Below are 6,320 nucleotides of genomic sequence, written 5' to 3'. Positions count from 1 at the left end.
GATCCGGTACAACAAGTCGGCACACCCCTACACCTGGACCTACGACGCCGACACTGACCACGCCCGCTATCTCGCCCGCCACGCCCCGGCTGTCGACACCACCGACACCAATCTCCCACAGACCGCATAACCCCAACTCACAGTGAACAGACACCCGAAGACACGGCCCTCACGGACTTTTGAAGGGCTGCACTAGGTTCTTGGCAGGCTGGTGAGGACGGTGTCGATCAGTTGGGTGTAGGTCTCGTCGAGGCCTTCCGGCAGGCCGAACCCGCCGCCGGCCTCGAGCGAGGCGAACCCGTGCGCCACGACCCGCAGGCGGCGGGTGGCGTGGACGGCCGCGGAGTCGGTGAGCCCGTAGCCGCGCAGGGTGGCGAGGACGACCCCGATGAGCTTGCCCCCCGCGGCGGCCAGGGCCGGGGTCGTGCAGCGGGTCGAGGGGCATGGCCGCGTAGCGGGCGGGGTGCTCGGTGACGTAGGCGCGGTAAGCGTGCATGAGCGCGGTGACCGCGTCGTCGCGGCTGCGTCCGAGCACGGCCTTGGTGAAGCGTTCGGTCATCTCGTCGAGCACCCGGACGCCGAGCAGCACGCGGAGCTCCGCCAGCCCCGCGACGTGCTTGTACAGGGACGGCGTGGCGACGCCGGTCCGCGCCGCGACGGCGGCGAGGGTGAGCGCGCCGCTCCCCTGCTCGTCGATGACCCCGAGCGCGGCCTCCACGACCGCGGCGGTGGAGAGCCCGGCCCCCGATGCCCTGAACGCGTCGTTCGTCAAGTTCGTTCTTGGGGTACATACGTTCCCGCTGGTCAGCGCGCTAGTTCTCTCGCTGAGACGATATCGTTCGGCCGGAGAGCGGCGCCATGGCGCTGAACAGTTTCGTTGTCGGCAGTTGCCCTTGCGCGAGTTCTCGCCGATCGCCACGCTGTCAGTTAGGTGGAGCTAACGTCAATCCATAAGAACTCCGAGGTGCTGGCCGACGGACCAGAGGTCGTGATCAAGGCCGTTGGCCGACGCTCCTCCTCGCGGAGCCGGACCTGATCACGCCCGTCGTGGCCGCCCTCTTAGCGTTCACGGGCTCACTGTTCGCGCTGGTAGACGGCCGGAATGTTGCCGTCGGGGAGCGTGAAGGCGGCGTACTGTTCGGAGATCCCGATCAGCACGCCGGGAAGCTTGTCCGACACGACGACGCCGTCCCGGTCCACCGCCCACCAGTCGTCACCACCAGAGGTGTCGTCGTCCACGAAGACGTAGTCACCCTCCACCTTCTTCACGCTGAACCGGCCTACGTCCTGCTCCGGCGGGCTGACGTGCTTGGCCCGCTGGGCCACGTCGAAAGTCACCAGTCGGTCGCCCTCGGGACTGTCCGGCTTATCGTCGAGCGTGCACGCGATCAGCCGGCTGTCGTCACCGGCGCATGAGTTCTTCCCGCCGAAGTCCCAACCCAGCTTGGCTATCTCCGCGCCGGACGCCACGTCGACGAGCACGACCTCCTCCTGGTCGGAGGCGGCGACGGGCCGGACATAGACGAGCGCGACATCGCCGACCACGAAGCCGACTTCCGAGCGGTGGTACCGGCCCTCGAGGCTCCACCGCCGCTGACCCGTCTCCGCGTCCAGACCCACCACATACGAGTCATCCGCCGCCAGTTCCGGGGGTTGCGAGCTGACCGTGCCAAGGACGTGCTCACCCGCCAAGAACCGCCCCCAGACGTCCTTCGTCTCCCACACGGTCGACCCGTCCGCCGTGCTGATCGCACGAGCCACCGGCCGGTCGTCGAGCGACCCGATCGCCAGCAGCACGATCCGTTCGTCGGAGTCCACGATGTCGTAAGGCTCGACGAGCGCGGGCACCTTCCAGAGCAGACTGGCGTCCTTCACCCGCACCGCCGCTGTCCACCGTCCACGTTCCGCGCCCTCGGTGTGGTAACCGGTGCGATATGTGACGAACATCGCCCATTCGCCCCGTACCCGAGAGAGGGGCGCGTATCCGGTCGTGCTCGACAACTCCACATCGCCGTTCTTCGCACCGTTACCGGCCATCAGCTCCGAGTCGGCGGTCCAGTACGGCTCACCGGTTTCGGGATCAACCACAGCCGTCGACGCATCGGAGTATTCAAGAAGGAGTACATCGTCGACATACCGTGCGGAATGCCAACCTGACGTCATGATCTCGGGAAGACCGCCCGTATCGCCGCGCCAGACCGGCTCCGCCGCCAGCGCGAAGCGCTCCACACCGGACGCGGTTTTCTCCGGCTCCGAGCTACGCGAACTCTCCGATCCCTCGTCAGGATCCGCGCCCGTGCACGAGGCTACGGCCGTGGCGACGGCAAAGCCAACAGCGACTGTCTTCACTCGACGCAACATCACTCGTCCCACACGGGAATATTGACGCCTTCGTCAATCCGGTTGCTCAGCGTCCGCTCCAGCTCTGTGGTCATGGCGTCGACCTCGCCGACGGCATCCCGGACGATGGTGTCGGCAGCATCGAGATACGATTTCAACTTCTGGTAGACTTGGTCGCCCGTGAGCTTTTTTTCAGCCGTGAGCGACGAAGCGGCCTGCCCTACGGCGTCGATCACCTTGAACACGTGGCCCAGTCCCGACGAATCAGCCAGGTTCTTGATATCGCCGAGCGCCACCCATTTTCCGGACGAGCCGCCAGAACCCGCCTTGTCGTTCCATTCGTTGACCTGGTCGACCAACTCGCCCATGAGATTGTCGAGATTCATTCGGGCACCGTGGATCGTCGCGGAATATTTGATCAGGATACCGGACATGTTGCGAAGCGCGTCCTGGCGAAATACTCCGTCGCTGGCTTCCTTGTTGAACCACAATCGGACTTGTCCAAATTCCTCGTTAGCCGCGCCCGAAGCTTGGCCAGTCCACTGGTTCCAGAGCTCCGAATTGACTCCGAACATGTCGAACAGGTGAGTCCAGGAGGTTGTCGCATCTCCGGTTCTGGCGCCGTCCAGTGCCGTGACCGCTCGCTCGACGAATCCACCGTCCGTGAGATCCAGGCTGTCCAGCTTCGTGCCGAGATGTTCGCGAACCTTGCCGACATCCTGACCGGAGAGCACGTCAGCGTGGTAGAAGAACTGCTCAACGCTCAAGTCGGGCTGCGGGTCCGATCGGGCTGAACCCTGCAATATCGAGTGGACCTCGGCCTCGATCTGCCCGCTGCCGGTCACCTCGTGCGACGTGAACTCGCCGTCATTGGGTGCGACCACCACGATCGCGGGTATGTCCAGGTAGCACGGCGTCGCCGCTCCGGTGAGGTTGCTCGGGTTGGCCAGGCTCAACAACATGCCGGCCAGCCGAGGGGCGTTGCCCAACCTGAAGACATCGTCGAGGTGCGCGACATAATCGTGATTCGGCTCGTAGCGCCATATTCCGCCGGCCGGGTGTGTCATCGTGATCAGTCCTCCCGCCCGTCGAGCTGGTTGGCTATGGCGGTGAGCCGCTGTGTGTTCCGATCTTCGGTCGCGTCGTACAGCGTGGCGTTCTGGTTGAGCCGCGCATGTAGCCCTTCGAGGAACAGGCCGAACCGCGTCTCGTCGTCGACAAGCTGTCCGAGAACCTCACGGAACTTGTTGTCGAACCTGGTCAGCCCGCTCTGATAGGCCCCTGTCTGTCCATAGCCGCCGACGAACGGCGTGTCCGCCGAGTCCGCGACAATCTCCTGCAACCCGGCCAACGTGGTATTGAAGACCTGGTGCGCATCGCCCGCGACAACTGCTGCTTGGCGCACCAGGTCAGTGTTCACGGTGAAATCCATCGGCACTTCCCAGTCCCCCGATCCCCCAGCAGGATCGCCCCGCCGCGAGGATGTCACACCGAGTGGTCGGCTACAAGCGGTTCGCGACTACTGGGACAGCAGCCGCGCGCAGTGGATCAGACCGAGGTGCGAGTACGCCTGCGGGTGGTTGCCCAGCGAGCGCGGCGATGTCGCTCCTATGCGAGAGGACCGTAGCCGCGTTGAGATCTGCCGTATCGTGTTCCGGGGTGCGGCCAGGGAGTGGCGGCACGACTACTTGCGGTAAGATTTCTGGGGAGGTGTCTCGGTGGGTGAAGGGACGCTGGCGAGGAACGCCGGGTATGTAGTCATCGGTAGCGGCGGAGGTGGCGCTGGCGGCAACTACGTGTTCGCCGACCTCGACGAGTTGGATGCGATCATCGACGAGTGGACCGCCATCCGCGACGGCGTCCAGGCGGACGGGCGCAAGCTGCTGCAGGCGCAGCAATTGATCGTGGCGCCTGCTAAGGATTTGATGAGCCAGCTTCAGCCCGCGGCGATGAACGAGTCGTTGACCAAGGCGATCGGACACAACGCCGCGATGGCTGACTACGCGGACGGTTATGTGCAGAAGTTGCAGGCCGCGCGTGCCCAGTATGGGGCTGACGACGAGCAGGCCGCCGCCCGTATGCGGAGTGTTGATGGGGGATGAGCGAGTGCAGGGGCGTCTGGCCGGCCTGGTCGTGGGTCTGGTGACGTTTGTGCTGATGGCTGCCGGGGGTTGTACGTCCGAAGCGGGTGGTAATCCGACGCCGCAGCCCACCACGGGTGTGTCGGAGTCGGGTTCTGAGGAGCCCTCGTCGGAGTCGTCCGCGCCGAGTGAGGACGAGACGTATGGCGCGCCTGCGGTGGATACCCCGTTGGACGCGACCGCGTTTCTCACGCAGCCGTGCGCGGTGCTGAGTCAGACGCAGTTGGCGGCGTTCGATGTGAGCCGTCCGGGGATCCCGACGACGACCGGGGCCGTCGCGGAGAATGCCGGGCCGTTCTGCACCTGGCATGCCAACCCGGACCTGGGAAGCACGATCGGTGTGGGGTTTCTGACCGGGAACAAGAACGGCCTGTCCGACACCTATCGGGGCCGCGGCCAGTTCGAGTACTTCGAGCCGACCACCGTGGAGGAGTATCCGGCGGTGTACGCCAGCAGCCCTGATCTTCGTGCCTCCGGAGACTGCCTGATCGTGGTGGGTATCTCGGATTCGTTGACGTTCAACGCGACGGAGCAGGGGCGGCTTGACGCGCAGGGGTCGTGTGATCGGGCATTGGCCGTGGCGACGGCGGCGTTAGCGACGTTGACGGGGGGCGGCTGATGTTGTTTATGAACGGCCGGCAGATCTACGACAACTTCCAGGAGGGTGTGGGGCCGGAGGGGATGGTCGGTGGTGCGGCGATCGTGAACGAGGTCGCGAGCGATTATGAGGCGCGGTCGCGGCAGGTCCGCGAGCTGGTGGGGCGGATGGAGTCGGCGTGGGAGGGCGAGGCGGCTGGGGCGGCGCAGCGCGGTGCGGGGCCGATGGCGTCCGAGCATGAACTGTCTGGTCCGTCGTTGGCGACCGCGCAGGATCTGACGAACCGTCAGGCCGGCTCCTACACGGACGCAAAGAACGCGGTCATGCCGGTGCCGCCGAAGCCGGAGATGTCCAACCCGATGGTGGTGTTCACCGTGCCGGGCGGGGTGGCGCGGTTTGAGGATCAGGTGGATGAGTACAACGCGGCGGCCCAGCACAACGTGGATGTGATGAACCGCTACGAGGGCGCGTCCGGCTACAACATCCGCGAACTGCCCTCCAGTTACGGGACCTTGACCGACGACAAGTCCGGGATCAGCGTCGGTCCGGACACCACCACGATCGACTCCGAGGACTTCGCCGACACCGCGGGCGGCGACGGCAGTGGCGACAGCGGCGGCGGTGGCGGGTCTCCTGCGCCGGGGCCTGGCAGCGGCGACACCGGTGGAGCGGTTTCCGGCGGCGGAGCGCCCTCGCCAGGCGGCGATGGGTTGAGCACGGTGACGCCGGATGCCGGGGCAACGACGCCAGGAAGTTTCACCCCAAGCACGACGACCCCGGTCGCACCCGTGGTCGCGGGCACAGACTCCGGTATGGGGGCGAGACGGCCGCCCGGTGGCCTCGTGCCGGGTGTTGGCGTGCTCGGCGGACCCGGTCTGGGTGGCTCGCCAGGCGCTGACTCTGGTGGCGGACGTGCCGGCGGCGGGGGTGCTGGACCTCGCGGCGGGGCCGGGCTACGTGGCGGTGTGCTGGGTGGTCCGGGTGTGGGTGCCGAGCCACACGGTCCCGCAGGCCGGCCGGGGCCGTCATCGGGCGGTGTGACCGGCGCGCCAGGTCGAGGTGGCCCGGGGATGGGCGGTGTCCCGATGGGTGCCGCGGGGCGGGGCCGTGACGGTGAGGACACCGAGCGCACGCGTCCGGCGTATCTGGAGGGCGGGGACCCGGATGAGCTTTTCGACACCGACGAGAAGACCGCGCCGCCCGCGATCGGCGCGGACGACGACTAGCGACATGGCCACAGT

Annotated in this window: 7 protein-coding genes and 1 pseudogene; 3 read left to right on the top strand and 5 right to left on the bottom strand. The window is 66.5% G+C overall.

Features of this window, described 5'->3' with window-relative positions:
• Nucleotides 1-192 precede the first annotated feature (192 nt).
• From GEV28_RS16290 to GEV28_RS16275, 5 genes and pseudogenes are all read right to left on the bottom strand, one after another.
• Nucleotides 193-369: a TetR-like C-terminal domain-containing protein gene (locus tag GEV28_RS16290; RefSeq protein ID WP_291412916.1), complete on the bottom strand. Its 177-nt coding sequence runs from the start codon at nucleotides 367-369 to the stop codon at nucleotides 193-195.
• Nucleotides 370-661: 292 nt separating this feature from the next.
• Nucleotides 662-718 (bottom strand): annotated as a pseudogene (locus tag GEV28_RS42340) (hypothetical protein); the annotation flags it as partial.
• 356 nt (nucleotides 719-1,074) lie between these two features.
• Nucleotides 1,075-2,349, bottom strand: coding sequence for a PQQ-binding-like beta-propeller repeat protein (locus GEV28_RS16285; protein WP_291412912.1), 1,275 nt, complete (start codon nucleotides 2,347-2,349; stop codon nucleotides 1,075-1,077).
• An 11-nt stretch (nucleotides 2,350-2,360) separates the two neighbouring features.
• Nucleotides 2,361-3,407 (bottom strand): hypothetical protein, encoded by a 1,047-nt coding sequence (locus GEV28_RS16280; protein ID WP_291412911.1) that lies wholly within the window; start codon nucleotides 3,405-3,407, stop codon nucleotides 2,361-2,363.
• 5 nt (nucleotides 3,408-3,412) lie between these two features.
• Nucleotides 3,413-3,772, bottom strand: coding sequence for a hypothetical protein (locus GEV28_RS16275; protein WP_291412910.1), 360 nt, complete (start codon nucleotides 3,770-3,772; stop codon nucleotides 3,413-3,415).
• A 286-nt stretch (nucleotides 3,773-4,058) separates the two neighbouring features.
• Between GEV28_RS16275 and GEV28_RS16270 the strand changes: the two genes are divergently transcribed.
• The 3 genes from GEV28_RS16270 to GEV28_RS16260 are packed head-to-tail and all read left to right on the top strand — an operon-like array spanning nucleotide 4,059 to nucleotide 6,305.
• Nucleotides 4,059-4,442, top strand: coding sequence for a hypothetical protein (locus tag GEV28_RS16270; RefSeq protein ID WP_291412909.1), 384 nt, complete (start codon nucleotides 4,059-4,061; stop codon nucleotides 4,440-4,442).
• Nucleotides 4,443-4,446: 4 nt separating this feature from the next.
• Entirely contained in the window at nucleotides 4,447-5,100 is a 654-nt protein-coding gene (locus GEV28_RS16265; protein WP_291412908.1) for a DUF3558 family protein, read from the top strand.
• Nucleotides 5,100-6,305 carry a hypothetical protein gene (locus GEV28_RS16260; RefSeq protein ID WP_291412907.1) on the top strand — a complete coding sequence of 402 codons (1,206 nt, stop codon included), beginning with the start codon at nucleotides 5,100-5,102 and terminating at the stop codon, nucleotides 6,303-6,305. The genes GEV28_RS16265 and GEV28_RS16260 overlap by 1 nt, the downstream gene beginning before the upstream one ends.
• Nucleotides 6,306-6,320 lie beyond the last annotated feature (15 nt).

It is taken from the genome of Actinophytocola sp., assembly GCF_009379765.1.
Taxonomy (GTDB): Bacteria; Actinomycetota; Actinomycetes; order Mycobacteriales; family Pseudonocardiaceae; genus Actinophytocola.
Note: the sequence above shows the minus strand (reverse complement) of the source record. Positions and strands in the feature narration are given on the sequence as shown.

Excerpts from the sequence above, each read along its gene's own strand:
- GEV28_RS16280 (WP_291412911.1), bottom strand. The coding sequence starts at position 3,407 with ATGACACACCCGGCCGGCGGAATATGGCGCTACGAGCCGAATCACGAT.
- GEV28_RS16275 (WP_291412910.1), bottom strand. The coding sequence starts at position 3,772 with ATGGATTTCACCGTGAACACTGACCTGGTGCGCCAAGCAGCAGTTGTC.
- GEV28_RS16260 (WP_291412907.1), top strand. The coding sequence starts at position 5,100 with ATGTTGTTTATGAACGGCCGGCAGATCTACGACAACTTCCAGGAGGGT.